This is a genomic window from Paenibacillus alginolyticus DSM 5050 = NBRC 15375 (genome assembly GCF_000422905.1).
Lineage (GTDB): Bacteria > Bacillota > Bacilli > Paenibacillales > NBRC-103111 > Paenibacillus_E > Paenibacillus_E alginolyticus.
Map to the genome: position 1 here is coordinate 20,422 of NZ_AUGY01000083.1, position 16,114 is coordinate 36,535.

Consider the following 16,114-nt stretch of genomic DNA (forward strand, 5'->3'; position numbering starts at 1 on the left):
CTTCCGAGGGAAATCATCCTTTTCCCTTAGCCATATTAATATCTTTCATCACTACAGTGACGAATCCCAGCACTCCAAACATTTTAACGATGTTTAACATCGTCTCAACCCTAACAAGCCCGCTCCATCTCGCCATCGCTTAATCATCCCAAAGCACTCCGATGCCCAACAAAGAGGCTGCGCAGCAAACCACTGCTCAGCCTCTTCCTTTTATTTTTACGCAACATTTATCCGATTCTCCACAATCCCACACAGCACTCCAGCATTCACATTCAAAAATCAGTCACATTTTTGCACCCAGCTGCATATATATAATTGTTTGAATACATTCGATGAGGTGGTTTTGAGATGTTAGCATTAAAAACCGGTTGTGAGAAAGAAGAAGTCGTTAACACATTATGCGAAATGGGATTGGATCAAATCGCAAGATGGATCATGGTATTACCCGAAGACAGGTGGGAAAACATGTTTCTTTCAACATGGCCAACACTTGCCAAAAAATGCGGCTTCAATAGATAGCTGCTTTTACATAAACATACGAAAGACCCTGTTCGCATTTTGCTCTGTGCAATCCTTGCATAGAGCTTTTTTGTCGTCATGGCAGTCAAACTCCATTAGCCGTTTGGTGACCATCTTTTTAGCTTATGAATACTTCGTGTAAAAAGGCCTGTAAGAAACCGCGGAAAACCAAACTCGACCAGCTTCTGCTTCACCCGATCCTTCATCTGCTCTACGGTTAAATCAGGCATTGTGAATTCACCGTTTTGGTAGCAATGACTGCAGTATACCTTGCTCTTCATCCCAGACTTCTCTGTTCCTCCGCCTTGCTCATCACGAGCGAGCGGCATCCCGCAGCTTTGACAGTTTTTGTAGGTGCCCATGTTTTTTTACTCCTCCTAAAAGCTTCTCCTATTATCATATCAACAAAGCATTTAATTGCAATGAAAAGCTGGCGATTATTTTCAAACGCTTTCATAGCAGGATAGTAGCCCTTCGCAAGCGAATCTACTAGAGATAGACTGTCAATATCAACTCATATAGTAAAGTAAAACTTTAAGGAGGACTGTTGTGAAGCCCGTCACAGTGAAAGATTTGGCCCAGCGTTTCTCGCTCGAAGTACTTGCCGGACATTCGGAACTGCACCGTCCGATTACCAAAACAAAGGCACATCGCCCAGGACTTGAATTTGTCGGCTATTTTGAATATTTCCCGCAAGCGCACGTTCAGCTTTTAGGCAGGAAAGAAATTACCTATTTGCACAGTCTCAGCGAGAATGAAAGAAATCTTCATATCGGTAATATTGTCAAATATCACCCGCCTTGTTTCGTCGTGACGAGAGACCAGGAAGGTTTGAAATATTTAACCAAATATTGCGAAGAAGAGAAAATCCCGCTCCTCCGTACGGCTTCCCCTACGAGTAAGTTTCAGGACTTAGTGGATTTGTATTTGAGTAAATCGCTCGCTCAGGAGATTGCCGTTCACGGTGTTTGCGTCAATGTCTCGGGGATTGGCATTCTGCTTCGCGGTAAGTCAGGGGTTGGCAAGAGCGAAACCGCCCACACGTTAATTCGCAGAGGGCATCGCCTCGTTGCCGATGATATTGTCGTACTGAAGAAAATCAGCCCCGAAACCCTGCTAGGTACCCACAATGGGAAAACGAAGGAATTCCTGGCGCTGCGCAGCATCGGATTGATTAACGTCTCGCGACTTTACGGCCGCAAAGCTTTTCAGGACGAAACGCGGATCGTGCTCGATATTGAGCTTACGAAGTGGCAGGAGGATGCGCTCAACAACGATTTGGAGCTTGAACCCTGTTTCACCGAGTATATGGATATTAAAATTCCACACATTGAAATCCAACTTCAGCCTGGACGTGATGTTGCCGGACTCGTTGAAGCCGCGGCTAACAACTGGTATTTGCGTCAGCAAGGGTACCGTGCTGCTGAGGAATTCATGCAGCGTCTGCAAAATGACAACGATTAAAAGAAGCCGCCCCCATCCTAGGACGAGGCGGCTTCTTCATTTAGCTTTTTCTCTTTTTGTTAACCAAGTCGGGGTATTGATCCTTATTGTGATATCATCGTGGTCACCGCTGTCCAGATTTTTCCGTGCTCGCTCTTGCCATAGCTGATACGGATACAGGATGAGTGAAAGTCCCACCATTAGGAGAAGTATGTGATAGTGTTTCAGACTGATAAGGTCCGCTATGCCAAGCTTTTCCTCAATCCGATGAAACACAAAGGCATAAAAGGCATCTAACACCAGATTAGCAACAATATATAACCAAAACCGACCAAATGTAAAGTGAAAAACCCACATCGTTCCGACAAGAAAAATCCCATAGGCAAAGGCTGTATTTGTAACATGTCCCCATGGAACAATGGCATCTATTAATATCCACCACTTATATGTATAGCCAATCTCATACACGATCGTGACCAACAGAGCCGAGAAAATACAGACAGGCACATACCTGTAAATACTTTGCTTCTTCATCAAAAATAAAGATAACCAGGGCAGCACAAATGCTGACCAAAGCAGCAATTTATTTATTATGTGGACAACCTCCCCTGCGGTTTAGTTGATTTTACCATTTCCTTATTTTGTCTATCTTATGCATGGTTTAGGCTCGGTCAGCTCTGTTTTTGGCTTTTCGACGATGCGGGGGTACCGCCCCAAAACAACCTTTCGAATCGAAAGCTGTTAGTGGAGGTGCTTCTTATGCGCAAAAGATTAACAATCACGATACTTTCTATTACCTTAATCATTTTGATGCTTTGTGGGTGGACGGCCTATGCGGCGACTTCACCTAACACATCGACTTCGACTTCCATCCTGGGGACATTTAAATCCATCACTTCGGATGCTGTCATTGTAACCACTAATACCGGTGATCAAACTATCGCTTTGGCGAAATCCGTGTGGGTTTACCGTAATGATCAAAAGGCCCAACTGGCTGATTTAAAGCCTGGGGATCAGATCGAATTAATCGTCAATAGCAAGCAGCAGGCTGCCTATGTAAAAGCGACCTCAACTGGTGCTGGAGCTCCAGTGACTGAGGCCGTACCAGCGACACCAGTGACCCCTGAGCCTACGTCGACACCAGCACCGTCAGCAACGAGCGGGCAACCTGCAGCAGCTGTGCCAAATCAACCTGTACCTAGCACACAACCCCCTTCCCAGAACAATGAGGTTTATCCTAACTTGGAGGACATCGATCTGAAGGTGGATGGCAAGCATTTCAAACTGCATGTTACACAAACCAAGGGTGCAAAGGGTACCTTGTATGATTTGAATATTAAGCCTGAAAATAGCGGTACGATTCATCTCAAAGGGGACCAAGCAGCCGCTTGGATCAAAATGCTCCTAGCTTCCATCGACCTCAAATCTTCAAATGCTGAGCAGGCCTTAACACAACTGCTTGCCGAGCACTATAACTTGGATGCTAGCAAACTAAATGTCCATCTGAAAACGAAATGGGAGCAAGTGCAAGCGCCCAACAACACGTTAAAACAGCAGGATTCCCATAAGGATGAAACTGCACAACAAGATGAAGATAAAAATGAAAATGAGGATAAGAACAAAGATACAAAAAAAGACGACAATAGCAAAAACAAAGTCGAAAACAACAACAACAACAACAACAACAACAACAACAACAATAACAATAATAACAATAATTACAACAAAGAAAATGACAACAAAGAAATTAACAACTCTAAATCCAAAGCCCATGGTAACAATGAAAATTCAGGAAAAAATGATGATCGCAAAAAGAGTGAAAAGCAGAATCGCAGCAACCACAATGATGACTAACTTTTAACACCGTCACGCTGGTAACGATCACCGCTCGCAATAGAAGATGCAAAACATACATCAAAATTGTGGCGGAAGGGTTCCTTTCCCACATAATCCTGCAAAAAGTGCATCAAATTTAAGTCTCAATAGCTCATTGAGCCCAAAACGGAAATTTTTGATGCACTTTTTGCAGCTTCTCACTCCATAGAAGGCTTAAGCAGCCTCTTCTCTTCTGAAAGGCAGCTCCAAAGCCTTCACAATAAAAGCCGTCGATATCCATGAAGGATGTCGACGGCTTTTTGCTGCTTTATCTTTATCTTTATCTTTATCTTTATCTTTATCTTTTCTTCCCTTTGCCATGTCCGTGCTCACGTTTCACTACCTCGTCGATCACGTTGGAAAAGTCCGTGGAATTCGATTCCTCTGTAGTTAAGGTCCCTGCCCCCACAATCGGCATATCAAAAGGAACAATAGGCGCTTGAGCCAAGGCCCTGCTCATCATCTCCCGAAACAAAACAGCAGGGACAGCACCGCCGGATGTCGTTAAGTAGTGCTCTTTATCCGTCCGATCATAACCCACCCAAACCGCAGCCGTCAGCTCTGGAGTGTAACCAACGAACCACGCATCTTTAGCACTTCCGCTGCTTAAACCTTCGAATTCCTTCGTCTGCGGCAGCTGCGTTGTGCCAGATTTACCAGCAACGGGGCGATTCATAGCTGCATTCTTGCCTGTTCCCTGCGCAACAGCCACTTGCAGCATGGTAGTCATCGCATAGGCTGTTTCCGGCTGCATCACAGGAGTCCCCTTCGGGCTTGCCCCAACGAGCAAATGACCGCTGCTCGTCTCGATCTTCGTGATGGTATGCGCCGGATGCAGAACCCCCTTGGCGGCGAATGCGCTGAATGCTTGCGCCATCTGCAGTGGTGATACCCCTTCTGAGAGTCCGCCAAGTGCGATGCCAAGCTGACGATCCTGAGCCGGTAAAGTAATACCCAGGGATTTAGCAAATTGGAGTCCACGATCAATCCCTATCTCGTGAAGCAGCCACACGGCTGGAACGTTCCAAGAAGAAACAACAGCCTCCTGCATCGTCACCTGTCCTCTTGTCCGATGATCCCAATCTTGTGGCTGGTAGCCTTCGATGTTTAAGGGACCATCAAATAAGATGGAAGATGGCTTATAACCGCTGTCCAACGCGGGTCCATAGACAACAATCGGCTTAAAAGATGAGCCCGGCTGTCTCTTTAACTGCGTTGCACGACTGAACCCACGGAAGACGCCTTCTCCTCGTCCTCCAGCTAAGGCACGAATCCCGCCAGTTCGCTGATCTACAATGGCAGCGCCGCTTTGAATGAGCTGATCTGTTTTGCTTTCTGGAAATAGACTTTCGTCTTTAAAAACATCCGCAACAGCATTCTGCACCAAGGGGTCTAGCTCCGTCGTGATACGCAAGCCCCCCGTCAGCAGCTGTTCTTCTGTAAAACCATACTCATGAACAGCTTCATTAATGACTGCATCAACATAAGCCGGATAGCGTCCCTTCAAGTCGTTGCCTTTATCGGACTTAACGACACCAAGCGGTGATGATTTGGCTTTCTCGTAGTCCTGCGCAGTGATTTTACCTTCATCACGCATCAGTACAAGCACAGTATTCCTTCGCTTGAGTGCCTGACCTTCATCCTGAAAAGGGGAGTATCGGCTAGGAGCCTTAGGAAGAGCGGCAAGAACGGCTGCCTCAGGCAAGGTTAGATCCTTCACATCTTTATTAAAATACGTTCTAGCCGCCCCCTGTACCCCCCAGCTGCCTTCCCCGAAATAAATGCTGTTTAAGTACAACTCCAGAATTTCATTTTTACTGTAGGTTGTATCTATTTTTATCGCATATGCGGCTTCTCTGAGCTTTCGGCCCAGTGTTTTGTCTGCATTGAGAAACAGATTACGAGCCAGCTGCTGCGTGATCGTACTGGCTCCTTCCGAATAGCTGCCTCGCAGCACATCGCGAGCGACTGCACGGAAGATAGATCTCATATCGATACCCGTGTGCTCATAGAATCTCTTATCTTCCACAGCCACAACCGCATCCGTTAACACCTTCGGCAATTGTGAAAACTGGACAGGCTCAATTTTTGAAGCTGATAGCTGCGAAGCCGGTTTACCGTATTTGTCCAGCACAAGTGTTGATTCTGGCAGCGGCTGGTTTAACTTCGATACATCAAGCCCACGAATGTAGGAATAGCAAGCTACGAATACGATCACACATCCAGTCAACACAATACCGCTGCAAATTTGCCAAAACCTTTTTTTCTTCCAAAATGATTTAATCATCTTACCTTCCTCCTTACGTACGCTTATATATATATTCGCAGGATTCTTTCAGTTAGCGACGCACGAGGGAAAGGAACTCTTACCAATAAACGACGTAAAAAAGCCCTCCAGTACATAAACAACTGAAGGGCCCATCATTTAAAATATATGATTTGTTAAGCGATTGAGGTCGGCGCTCCGAAAATACTGGTGTATCCGCTGATGCTGCTCAGGATACGCTCCGCTTCCTCATCGTTCATGGAACCATATCGTTCCACGGCATCGACGATTTTAGGAAACAAATGGATGTCTCCTGCGCTTGCGAATCCGCTCACACCAGGGAACGACAACACAAAATGCACACAAGCATCAATAATCTGCTGCTGGTCAAAAGGTTCATACCAGGTCGAGTAAGGACGCTTCTCCCCTTCCGCCCATGGTGCCTTAGCGATCGCTTTGATGACCCTGACAGCCGCATTTTGCTTATTCGCTTCCTCCATGAGTGCATCGAAAGCTTCCCGATACTCCGGCAAACTATACATATAATAATTGAGTGGCAGGAGCACGGTTGCGAAAGGAAATCTACGTAACGCTTCCAAATGTACCGTTGGCGCATCATGCCCATGTCCAGTTATGCCAATCTCCTTAACAATACCTTCAGCTTGCGCTTCAAGGGCTGCCTCCAGTGAACCGCCCTTACCCGTGCAGCGATCTAACTCCTCCATAGAGCCTACCGCATGCAGTTGAAGTAAGTCTACAGAATCAACCCGCATCCGTTCCAGAGAGCGATAAATTTCTTCCTTCGCTTCCTTCTTCGTTCTTTGCCCTGTTTTCGTAGCTAGGAAAATATCCTTGCGAATTTGACTGATCGTAGGACCCATACGTACTTCGGCATCCCCATAACTGGCAGCGGTATCAAAATGGTTAACCCCATGCTGCAAAGCAAAAGAAATGGATGCATCGGCTTCCTCTTGCGTCACATTTCCGAGACTTGCTGCACCAAACATAACGACTGAGCTTTCGTAATTCAAACGACCTATGGTTCGTTTCAACATGAATGAAGTGCTCCTTCCTTAATGTTCTTACTCTTCCTCACCATAACATGTACAGGGCCAAAAATACAGGCTCCACCCAACTATGATGCACAAAAAAGCTTTTGGATACAAGCATCCAAAAGCTTTTTACTCATCCCTCAAAGTATGTCACTTAATACGTTGCCCCCTGCAAGAACTTAACTCGTTCACCCATTGGCGGAATTTCGTTGCCATCCACAATAACTTCAACAACCACAGGACCTCCATGAGAAAGCCACTCTTGCACATGCTCTCCCTGTAGTTGATCCAGCGATCTAACCTCGGCATGACGCAAGCCAAGCGATTGGGCAACACCCGCAATACTAACTCGCTCTTGCGAGAAGTCTTCCAGACACCTTTTGTATTGCAGCATGTGTCCATGATAGACCATCCCGAGACGGGCATTGTTAATGACGACAAATAGGATCGGAAGATTATATTCCTTAGCGGTTAGCACTTCGAGACCATGCATGAAGAAACAGCCATCGCCTGTAATACAGATCGTCGGTCGCGTCGGTTCCGCCAATTGAGCTCCTAATGAGCCCCCGATTCCAGAGCCCATGCCTCCGAAATTGATATCAATATCGAACTCTTGTCCGCTCTCGATCAATAAGTTTTGGATCGAATAGGTCATGAATTCACCGATATCTAGGAAGAATCGAGCATTCTTCGGTGCTGTTGCACTAAGACGACGGATTGCCGATAACGTATTCCATGTCTCATCGCCTTGCTCGGAAGCTGCTGCTGCTTCGCTTAGCCCTTGGAATGCCTCACTTGCATACGATCTATCTAGTCCATCAGCCGAAAGCTGATCTAATAATTCCGCAATAACAAGCTTTATTTCACCATGTACAGGATACTGGGTTTCGTAGCACTTACCTAATTCACTTTGATCATAATCGATGTGAATGAGTTCTCTACCCGCAACCAATCGCGGTTCCCAGTTGCTTGTTGCTAGCTCGCCTAAGCTTGAACCGATTATCAGCAATACCTCATGATCATTACCGTTCAAATAATCACTCGCTTTGATATTCGCTGATAAGCCATATATCCCTAAGGAAAGCGGGTGATTTTCGGGAAAAGCTCCCTTACCGCGTGGTGTTGTTGCCACTTTCCACGCAAGTGTTTCAGCCAACTGTACGATGCTGTCAGAGGATGCCTTAGCGCCATTACCCAACAGAATCGCACCACGTAGGCCAGCTGCTTTGATCCGCTCCGCAGCCGCCTGAGCTGCTGCCAAATCCATTGTAGGCTGCTGCACTGGAGGTAACACTGGAAGCTCTCTTACGCCTATATCCGTCATTTGGATATCAATAGGAATCGCCAAATGCACAGGACCTGGCACGCCGCTAATCGCCGTGTGATAGGCCTCTGCCAGAATCTCCGGCAGTTGATTAGGGTCAAGAACCGTTCGGCTCATCTTCGTAATCGATGCAAAGATCGGCTCCGCATACAGCTCTTGCGCGCCGCCCTTGCCCATTTTGCCTGATGGTACAGAGCCAGTAATGAATATAACAGGAAGCTTCTGCTTCCAAGCATTCGCAGCCGGAGTCACGAGGTTCGTCGCTCCCGGTCCGCTAGATGCCACACAAATGGATGGAAGACCGGTTATTCTCGTATAAGCACCTGCCATGTAACCGGAGCTGTTCTCATGCTTAGCTACAATTGGATTAAGCTCAGGAATGTCCAAAAGGGCGTCATAGATCGCATTGATTGAGCCTGCTGGAATACCGAACACATAGCGCACACCTTGCTGCACTAAAAATCTCAATCCTACTTCAATCGCCCGCATATTGGTTACTCCCTTCCTTTAGGTAAAGTAAATTTGAATATCGAACCTTGACCTTCCGTGCTTTCAAACCAAATCCGACCGCCATGCAGTTCGATCAGCTGTTTTGAAATCGCAAGACCTAAGCCTGTCCCGTTAATTTGATTATTAGCTTGATAAAATTTCGTGAAAATGTTTTTCTGTTTCTCAAATGGGATACCAATGCCACTATCATGTACTTCAACCGTAAGTACCGTTTCTTCGAAAATTGTTTTAATCGTAATCACACCCATAGGAGGTGTAAATTTAATCGCATTGGAAAGTAAATTCAATAGAATTTGCAGAATGCGTTGTTTATCAACGCTTACAACCGTATCCGTTTCGGCGTCTGACTCAACAACCAGAATCAGCTTCTTCTTATTGATCAGAGACTGTACGATAGTAACAGATTCCTTGATAATTTCTTTGAAATCAGCTTCCGTATACACCAATTCAAATTTACCGTTTTCCATTTTAGCAAAATCCAGCAATTCATTCACTTGATCCAGCAAACGCCCGATCGACTTAGACGCAATATCCAGTAAGTCCTTCTGCGAATCGTTGAGACCACCGAGGATCCCTTTGCTAAGGATATCTACGGACCCTTTAACCGCTGTAATTGGCGTACGCAGCTCATGCGAAAGTGTCGCGATGAAATCACTTTTCAACTCATTCAGATGCTCTAGTTCTCTTACTAGACCCTCTAGCTTGAAGTTAGCGTGCTGCAGCTCAATGGAACGCTCATTGACGGAGTGATCCAATGTTTCCGTATGCTGGGCATTCGAAAGCGCTGTTGCTGTTGCATCAGAAATCGATTGGCAGAATTCCAATATGCTTGCTTCATACTTCCTCGGCTTCCCGATAGAAGGAATCGCCACGACACCATAAACGGAGCCTTTGGCAACGAGCGGAAACACCATAATACTTCGAATATCAAAAGAGACGAACGCTTTATGATTAGGCCGCGGATCCGCGTAGACATCCTCGATTGCCGCTGATTTCTTCTGAGTAATGACTTCATACAAAAGGCGGTCATTTTCAATCGTTAACTTGACTTCTCTATGCTTAACCTTCCATTCGTCAACCGTTACATTCTCAGAAGACAATTGGTAGGGTTCAATCGTATGCTCTTTTTCATTATATAGATGAATCCCGATATCCTTAGACCCACTGGCTTTACGCATGTAATAGAAAAAAGTGTTCAGAACATCTTTGACCGACAATGACTCCGACAAAGCTTTCGTCGCGTCGAGAAGAAGCTGCTGCTTCTCCATCAGAAGCTGCCGTTGTTCGAACATACGGATGTTGCGAATCGCCACACTAGCCATGTTAACAAAAGCTTCCGTAACTTCCATCTGCTCTTGGGTAATATTCATCGGTTTTCCGAAATCGTGAACGAAGACAAGCCCAAACACGTCATTTTCAACAATGACGGGAATCCCGAGGATCGATTTAATTTTTAACAATTGTCTCTTGGACTGATCCAATCTTAGATCAACACTCGTATCCGAGATATAGTCGCTAGCTTGGTTGCGTAAAATATCCCTAACAAACTCATCTTCTCTTGGATCAATGAGCAGCTCCGTTATATCCACAGGCAATTTATTGCCTTTATATCCTTGAAAAGTGCCATCTGGCTGTTTCAAGAAAAAACCAACAAGATCTGCTTGCGTAATCTCTCCTGCTATCGCGTCAACGAAGACTTGCAAGATTTCTGACATTTCAAATTGAGAATTAATGACCTTCGTCATTTGAAATAACTTTTGAAAACTTTTCAATTCCATGAGCATGCCCACCCATTCCCCTTTTTATTAGCGAATCTTTATTTGATGTCTTCCATTATTCTTTGCCCCAAGAAGTGCAGAATCAGCTTGCATAATGATTTGATCAAACGAGGTAGGGTCGAAATTATTCGTCAACCCAATGCTCACCGAAAATTCCTGTGATTTATGCGGTGCCAGGCTAACCTTTAAACCGTCCACAGCCTTAATAATGCTGTCTGCAATTTCGACACAGTTCACTTCATTTTGGAGTAGGACCAAGTACTCATCCCCGCCATACCGAAAGGCTAAATCATGCTCGCAAGAAATTTTCGACGATATGATCGTTGCCACTTCTCTCAAGACTTGATCCCCAACCAAATGACCATAGTTATCATTAATGTCCTTAAAATAATCCATATCTACCATCATAGCGGCTTGAAATTTCTTGGTTCCCTCTTTGATCATCCGAATGGTAATGTCCAAATATGCTCGATTATATAAACCAGTTAGTGCGTCCACATACACCAATTTGGCTAATTGTTTATTGTCTTTCTTCAGGTTCTTAACCTTCGCTTTTTGGTGGAGCGCAATTTCAACCTTTCGTTCCAACACATCCAGATCGAATGGCTTGGTCAAATAATCAATGGCCCCTAAGCGTAGTCCTTGTAAAATGTCTTCCTTTTGCGCATTTGCTGACAAGAAAATAATCGGAATATCAAAGTCGCTTTCGGCTGTTAATTGTTTGCATATTTCAAATCCAGTCACTTCGGGCATCATCACATCAAGTAAAATAAGATCAGGTGCGGTCTCTTTGACCATGGAGAAAGCCTCTTTACCATCCTCAACCGTAATGATTTCATAGTGCAACGAATTTAAAAATATACGGAGTATATTTAAATTATGGGGCTCGTCATCGACGATAAGAATGCGACATTTCATTAATCTATCCCAGCTTTCATTCCTAAAATAGTTGCCTGTTGATAAGTTATTATCCATTCATTTGCATCTGCTCATCGATGATACTTAAGAAAATTCGCACCAATTCCTCATCAAACTGCTTGCCTGCGTGAATAAGAAGTTGTTCCCTGACTTCATGCACGTGCAGCGAATCTCGGTATACTCTCGTAGAAGTCATCGCATCAAATGCATCTGCAATACTTACAATGCGTACAAGCAAGGGAATCTCTCCACCCTGCAGATTGTCTGGATATCCTTTCCCATCCATTCGTTCATGATGCCATTTTACAATTGGCAGAAGGTGCTCAACATCCGGCAAATCTTTTAACAGCTCATAGCCGATTACAGGATGCTGGCGAATGACGTTAAATTCTTCATCCGATAACCGCCCAGGTTTCATTAGAATATGATCCGGAATTGCTAGTTTACCAATGTCATGCAAAAGAGCCCCTAACTTTAGTCGTTCCAGTTCAGTCTCGCTTACACCCGCTTTCGCTCCAAGCAAAGTAGAGTAGAAAGCAACATTATAACAGTGATCAACCGTAAAGCTATCTTTAACCCTCAACGTATTAAAAAGATTTTCGTAGGCTTTCTGTTTCAGTACTTGTCTCCGGAATTGAATCTTTTTTATCAATTGCTCCATATGCAATTTAATGAGGTTGCACAGATGCAACTGATCCTCCGTAAGTTGAATATCAGAAGGAAATGAAAACATTAATGCCCCGTATGAAGGACCATGCTTTATATGAAAACCGTATATACACTCGTATTTACTCATGATAAGATATTTTTTTATATGTCCTTCTGCCTTATGTACAGACAAACGTATACCATCTGGATTTCGGAAAAAAAACTGCGTTTGGAGCACAATTTGTTGTAACTGTTCCATGACTGCGGTACTAATATTAACCGAATAAGATGCTGGGGTGCTCTGATGTTTCTCGTCTATAAGAAAGAGAGAGATATGCTCGCAGCCAATTGTTTTCCTGGCGATATCACTCAATTGTCCAATCGATTCGAAGATGGAATCAGAATTTATCACATTTTTAAAAAACAATGAATTCTGCATAGATGTACCTCTTATTCTTCTCAAGTAAACTTCCCCAACTATATAGTTAGTACTAGTTCTTCTTAATAAGGAGATTCTCCTCTATTATAAATAATATTTTCCATTATTTTAATATTTTTTTACTCCAATAGTAATAAAATTGCTCGCTTTTTGTTAATTTCTTGAATTATTCTCTCGGTTCCTGTCAGATCACTTGCGAAGTTCCTGCAAAAAAAGGAAAAAGGCCAGCTTATTTCTATGAAATAGGCTGACCTTACATAGTCATAAAGTTCTAGTTAGCTGACATAATCGGCTTAATGAGTGATAACAAGACCTGTGTGTCCTCTTTACTAATTTGGGAGAAGGGGTTGGACGGATTGCTGAGAGTTAGTAGAATCTGCTTGATGTCGATTGCTGTAATTCCTGTGAAATATTTTTGCTTAATCGCATACTGTACCTGATAAGACGAAGAATTGTCATAAATATAGACCTGTGAGCCAAAAGGAGTCAAGTGGTTATTATAGTCCATTGTGTAGATAGATATAAAATTTGTTCCTTGCGGAATCGTGATAGACGTTGGTATCGATATCCTCCATGGTGCCCCTTTGGGTACATAACCTATTTCAACCGGAGTCACATTATACCCTGTAAAATAAGCATAGTACGCCTTAATGTTCGACTCATCGTTATCCTGATTCCATGTGATTTGTCCACGGATACTACGGTAGTGCTCGTCCCAATCTGTAAATTGAATGGTTGGGGGAAGCGGATAATAGGCAGGTATGTCATTCTCTTTGCCATTGTCTAGAACAGAGTATATTAATATTTGCGTTGCACCGTTGGGAATCGTGATTGGTTCCCAATAATAGATGCTATTATAGCTGTTGTAAGGCTGGATTCCTGGCTGAAAAGCGGTACTGATCCGTTGAATTTTTGCTCCATTCTTGTCAGCAAAATATATCGTTTGACCACCAAGTTGAAGGAGAACATTGGGATCTGTCGATACATCCCATCGAAGCCAACCTTTTAATTTTCCCGCTTGATAACTTAGCTCTCCTTGAAAATTACTTGGCACAGGTAAATTCGATACTTGAGGTACTTCCATTACTGTATCAGATAAACGATTATCGGATATGAATGCAGCAGGTCTGTTGCCGGCTTCTTCTCCCAAGCTATTTGCTATGCTTAACCCAATTATAGCAGCATCATTCGGTAGCTGAGGAAGCGAAAATTCGTAGGTATGATCCGCTCTTTTTGCTACGACTCCCAATAGATGCTCCGTATAAGAATCCGTCTTTGTATAATAAAAAATACGATATCCTGATACTTGAGACTCATTCATAGAACCAGTCCAATTCAGTACGCCATCAATTATTCCGCCACTCGGATTCGTATCTTTGAAGGAAAACAAACCGGAAGAGTACAAAGATGCTTTCCAAAGTGGTCTTGTTTCCTCCGCAATGACAACGGATTCCGACTCCAACTGCACTCCTATTCTGGAAGCTGTTGCTGGAATGGTAATTGCCGTTGGCAAAGTAAATTGATTACGCGTGGTACTAATATCTGAATACACGTTGCCAACTACCGAATTAAAGCTGTCTAAAAATTTTATATTTATTTGGCTATTTGCTGGGATCGTTCCATACGTATTCCATTTTACTGTTCCTTGAATTTCAGTTAATGAAGAGTATTCAAGATTGTCGTTAAAGCTAAAACTCTCAAAAGCCGTATAACCACCTCTATGTTCTAACGTTACATCATGTGAATAGTTACCAATAACTTGACCGCCGATATACGTATCATCGAAATATCCAGGAGCTGAGATGTAGATGTTATAATTTGCGACTGATAAATTTTCTAGTTTGCCATGACCGTTTCCGTCTAGCTGAATTCGTAATGGAAACGGTAAATTCGGAGAGGTAACAAGAACCTTAGCTGAGCTAATTGGTTGTGACTCTGTATTTTTTATATTGACTTCAATAGAAGCATCTGAAATACCTGCGCCACCCGGCAAAACCGCAGCAGAAACCTTATCAAGATTAGGTAGCGTTAGCAACAATACGATTGTAACAATCAAAGCTGCAGTCCATTTTGAATGACTTACTTTCATCTAACTCTCCCCTTAAGCCAATAATCTGTTCATATTTCATTCGACATGATCTGACATTATCCTCTATTTATATAGGTAAAAATAACCTCTTTCTCAGTTAATGAACAAATGAGAAAGAGGTTTTCATCTGGGTATATTCAATAAACTCAATTCCTCGAGTGTGAGTCTTGATCGCCTTCATCTACACTGAAAATGTCATCTTCGCTTCCTTAACGGTATCTACTGTCATCCAAAATGCCGCTCCCAGAAGAGCTCCGCCAACAAAAAAAGCATAATCTAGCAGTGAACTCACTACTGATTATGCTTTACTATGATCGGGATGACACGATTTGAACATGCGACCCCCTGCTCCCAAAGCAGGTGCTCTACCAAGCTGAGCTACATCCCGAAACTACTATGAATTTCTAAAAAAAATGGCGCGCCCTGAGAGATTCGAACTCCCGACCTTTTGATTCGTAGTCAAATACTCTATCCAGCTGAGCTAAGGGCGCTTAATAAAATGGAGCGGAAGACGGGGATCGAACCCGCGACCCTCGCCTTGGCAAGGCGATGCTCTACCGCTGAGCCACTTCCGCATAGGGATCCCCAAGGCGTATAGTACGACTTGGGGATGATTGATGCGCGTAGAGGGACTTGAACCCCCACGGTCACCCGCTAGATCCTAAGTCTAGTGCGTCTGCCAATTCCGCCATACGCGCATGCTGTAAATAAGGCAAAGTGAGTCATGTAGGATTCGAACCTACGACACCCTGATTAAAAGTCAGGTGCTCTACCAACTGAGCTAATGACTCGCATCATTGGTTGCGGGGGCAGGATTTGAACCTGCGGCCTTCGGGTTATGAGCCCGACGAGCTACCGGGCTGCTCCACCCCGCGTCATAGTTAGATGTGATCCCTACATTGTTGCTAATACCCTTGCGGGTACTGCTTGGCAACGTTCTACTCTCCCAGAACCCTGCGGTTCAAGTACCATCGACGCTGGAGGGCTTAACGGTCGTGTTCGAGATGGGAACGCGTGGGTCCCCTCCGCCATCATCACCAAACAGTCAAAGCGTGGTTTGCGCCTTGAAAACTAGATACGAAACTTGCGTAAAGTGAATGCTTAGGGTAATCATTGGGCCCCAATCAAGTATTCGGCATACGCTACAGAGCTTTTGCTTCACTTGGTTGGGATTGTTTGGTTAAGCCCTCGACCGATTAGTATTCGTCAGCTGCATGCATTGCTGCACTTCCACCTCGAACCTATCAACCTCG

The 16,114-nt window shown here is 44.2% G+C and carries 14 protein-coding genes, 6 tRNA genes and 1 rRNA gene; 3 read left to right on the plus strand and 18 right to left on the minus strand.

What is annotated here, in order from left to right:
* Positions 1–13 precede the first annotated feature (13 nt).
* Positions 14–136: a hypothetical protein gene (locus G519_RS53120; protein WP_268633737.1), complete on the minus strand. Its 123-nt coding sequence runs from the start codon at positions 134–136 to the stop codon at positions 14–16.
* Positions 137–348: 212 nt separating this feature from the next.
* On the opposite strand from G519_RS53120, the gene G519_RS50595 reads away from it, so the two are divergent.
* Complete coding sequence (locus G519_RS50595) at positions 349–519, plus strand: hypothetical protein (protein WP_154669625.1); 171 nt, start codon at positions 349–351, stop codon at positions 517–519.
* A 95-nt stretch (positions 520–614) separates the two neighbouring features.
* Here the strand turns inward: G519_RS50595 and G519_RS0129240 are convergent, their stop codons facing one another.
* Complete coding sequence (locus G519_RS0129240; RefSeq protein ID WP_029197693.1) at positions 615–881, minus strand: zinc ribbon domain-containing protein; 267 nt, start codon at positions 879–881, stop codon at positions 615–617.
* A gap of 187 nt (positions 882–1,068) precedes the next feature.
* On the opposite strand from G519_RS0129240, the gene hprK reads away from it, so the two are divergent.
* A complete protein-coding gene (gene hprK, locus G519_RS0129245; protein ID WP_029197694.1) occupies positions 1,069–1,983 on the plus strand; it encodes an HPr(Ser) kinase/phosphatase in 915 nt (304 codons plus the stop codon).
* A 36-nt stretch (positions 1,984–2,019) separates the two neighbouring features.
* On the opposite strand, the gene G519_RS45145 is transcribed toward hprK, so the two are convergent.
* Complete coding sequence (locus G519_RS45145) at positions 2,020–2,499, minus strand: hypothetical protein (RefSeq protein WP_127528142.1); 480 nt, start codon at positions 2,497–2,499, stop codon at positions 2,020–2,022.
* Positions 2,500–2,721: 222 nt separating this feature from the next.
* Here G519_RS45145 and G519_RS0129255 point away from each other — a divergent pair, with 222 nt between their 5' ends.
* Entirely contained in the window at positions 2,722–3,816 is a 1,095-nt protein-coding gene (locus tag G519_RS0129255) for a hypothetical protein (protein ID WP_029197695.1), read from the plus strand.
* A gap of 195 nt (positions 3,817–4,011) precedes the next feature.
* On the opposite strand, the gene G519_RS50600 is transcribed toward G519_RS0129255, so the two are convergent.
* The 15 genes from G519_RS50600 to rrf form a co-directional block, all read right to left on the minus strand.
* Positions 4,012–4,170, minus strand: a complete 159-nt coding sequence (locus G519_RS50600) for a hypothetical protein (RefSeq protein ID WP_154669626.1) — start codon at positions 4,168–4,170, stop codon at positions 4,012–4,014.
* Complete coding sequence (locus G519_RS45150) at positions 4,136–6,124, minus strand: transglycosylase domain-containing protein (protein WP_051253807.1); 1,989 nt, start codon at positions 6,122–6,124, stop codon at positions 4,136–4,138. Before G519_RS45150 ends, G519_RS50600 begins: the two co-directional genes overlap by 35 nt.
* 155 nt (positions 6,125–6,279) lie before the next feature.
* The gene (locus G519_RS0129270; RefSeq protein ID WP_029197696.1) at positions 6,280–7,158 is read right to left on the minus strand and encodes an aldo/keto reductase; all 879 of its coding nucleotides are present in this window, start codon (positions 7,156–7,158) and stop codon (positions 6,280–6,282) included.
* 151 nt (positions 7,159–7,309) lie between these two features.
* On the minus strand, positions 7,310–8,968 hold the full coding sequence (locus G519_RS0129275) for a thiamine pyrophosphate-binding protein (protein ID WP_029197697.1): 1,659 nt from the start codon (positions 8,966–8,968) through the stop codon (positions 7,310–7,312).
* A gap of 5 nt (positions 8,969–8,973) precedes the next feature.
* Positions 8,974–10,767 (minus strand): GAF domain-containing sensor histidine kinase, encoded by a 1,794-nt coding sequence (locus tag G519_RS0129280; RefSeq protein WP_029197698.1) that lies wholly within the window; start codon positions 10,765–10,767, stop codon positions 8,974–8,976.
* Between the two features lie 27 nt (positions 10,768–10,794).
* Positions 10,795–11,742: a GGDEF domain-containing response regulator gene (locus G519_RS0129285; RefSeq protein ID WP_029197699.1), complete on the minus strand. Its 948-nt coding sequence runs from the start codon at positions 11,740–11,742 to the stop codon at positions 10,795–10,797.
* Positions 11,735–12,772, minus strand: coding sequence for an HD-GYP domain-containing protein (locus tag G519_RS48020; protein ID WP_051253809.1), 1,038 nt, complete (start codon positions 12,770–12,772; stop codon positions 11,735–11,737). Before G519_RS48020 ends, G519_RS0129285 begins: the two co-directional genes overlap by 8 nt.
* 271 nt (positions 12,773–13,043) lie before the next feature.
* Positions 13,044–14,861 carry a carboxypeptidase-like regulatory domain-containing protein gene (locus G519_RS0129295; protein ID WP_029197700.1) on the minus strand — a complete coding sequence of 606 codons (1,818 nt, stop codon included), beginning with the start codon at positions 14,859–14,861 and terminating at the stop codon, positions 13,044–13,046.
* A 314-nt stretch (positions 14,862–15,175) separates the two neighbouring features.
* Positions 15,176–15,249 (minus strand) — tRNA-Pro (locus tag G519_RS0129300).
* A gap of 26 nt (positions 15,250–15,275) precedes the next feature.
* A tRNA-Arg gene (locus G519_RS0129305) sits at positions 15,276–15,352 on the minus strand.
* A gap of 9 nt (positions 15,353–15,361) precedes the next feature.
* A tRNA-Gly gene (locus G519_RS0129310) sits at positions 15,362–15,436 on the minus strand.
* A 43-nt stretch (positions 15,437–15,479) separates the two neighbouring features.
* Positions 15,480–15,559, minus strand: a tRNA-Leu gene (locus G519_RS0129315).
* A gap of 20 nt (positions 15,560–15,579) precedes the next feature.
* Positions 15,580–15,652: transfer RNA gene (locus G519_RS0129320), tRNA-Lys, on the minus strand.
* Positions 15,653–15,659: 7 nt separating this feature from the next.
* Positions 15,660–15,736 (minus strand) — tRNA-Met (locus G519_RS0129325).
* 50 nt (positions 15,737–15,786) lie between these two features.
* Positions 15,787–15,903: ribosomal RNA gene (gene rrf / locus G519_RS0129330) — 5S ribosomal RNA — on the minus strand.
* Positions 15,904–16,114 lie beyond the last annotated feature (211 nt).

What these genes read in the sequence shown, in the direction of transcription:
- G519_RS53120 (WP_268633737.1), bottom strand. Translation starts at nt 136, where the DNA reads ATGGCGAGATGGAGCGGGCTTGTTAGGGTTGAGACGATGTTAAACATC.
- G519_RS50595 (WP_154669625.1), top strand. Translation starts at nt 349, where the DNA reads ATGTTAGCATTAAAAACCGGTTGTGAGAAAGAAGAAGTCGTTAACACA.
- G519_RS0129240 (WP_029197693.1), bottom strand. Translation starts at nt 881, where the DNA reads ATGGGCACCTACAAAAACTGTCAAAGCTGCGGGATGCCGCTCGCTCGT.
- G519_RS0129255 (WP_029197695.1), top strand. Translation starts at nt 2,722, where the DNA reads ATGCGCAAAAGATTAACAATCACGATACTTTCTATTACCTTAATCATT.
- G519_RS45150 (WP_051253807.1), bottom strand. Translation starts at nt 6,124, where the DNA reads ATGATTAAATCATTTTGGAAGAAAAAAAGGTTTTGGCAAATTTGCAGC.
- G519_RS0129270 (WP_029197696.1), bottom strand. Translation starts at nt 7,158, where the DNA reads ATGTTGAAACGAACCATAGGTCGTTTGAATTACGAAAGCTCAGTCGTT.
- G519_RS0129275 (WP_029197697.1), bottom strand. Translation starts at nt 8,968, where the DNA reads ATGCGGGCGATTGAAGTAGGATTGAGATTTTTAGTGCAGCAAGGTGTG.
- G519_RS0129280 (WP_029197698.1), bottom strand. Translation starts at nt 10,767, where the DNA reads ATGGAATTGAAAAGTTTTCAAAAGTTATTTCAAATGACGAAGGTCATT.
- G519_RS0129285 (WP_029197699.1), bottom strand. Translation starts at nt 11,742, where the DNA reads ATGGATAATAACTTATCAACAGGCAACTATTTTAGGAATGAAAGCTGG.
- G519_RS48020 (WP_051253809.1), bottom strand. Translation starts at nt 12,772, where the DNA reads ATGCAGAATTCATTGTTTTTTAAAAATGTGATAAATTCTGATTCCATC.
- G519_RS0129295 (WP_029197700.1), bottom strand. Translation starts at nt 14,861, where the DNA reads ATGAAAGTAAGTCATTCAAAATGGACTGCAGCTTTGATTGTTACAATC.